Raw genomic sequence first — 266 nt, forward strand, 5'->3', positions numbered from 1 at the left:
CGACGGGGAAGTGCAGGTCGAGATCGAAGAGAACGTGCGTCGCCAGGAGGTGTTCGTCATTCAGCCGACGAACGCGCCGACGGCCGAGAATTTCATGGAACTGCTGGTCCTGATCGACGCGCTCAAGCGCGCATCGGTGGCCAACGTGACCGCGGTGGTACCGTACTTCGGCTACGCCCGCCAGGACCGCCGCCCGCGCTCCTCGCGCGTGCCGATCACCGCCAAGGTCGCGGCCAAGATGTTCGGCGCGGTCGGCGCCGACCGGG

At 68.0% G+C, this 266-nt stretch carries 1 protein-coding gene; it reads left to right on the forward strand.

Translation table 11 applies throughout. From position 1 onward, the window contains the following. A partial coding sequence (locus HKX41_11800) for a ribose-phosphate pyrophosphokinase-like domain-containing protein (protein ID NNC24817.1) occupies nucleotides 1–266 on the forward strand: 266 nt, incomplete at both ends.

It is taken from the genome of Salifodinibacter halophilus (genome assembly GCA_012999515.1).
Classification (GTDB): Bacteria; Pseudomonadota; Gammaproteobacteria; order Nevskiales; family Salinisphaeraceae; genus Salifodinibacter; species Salifodinibacter halophilus.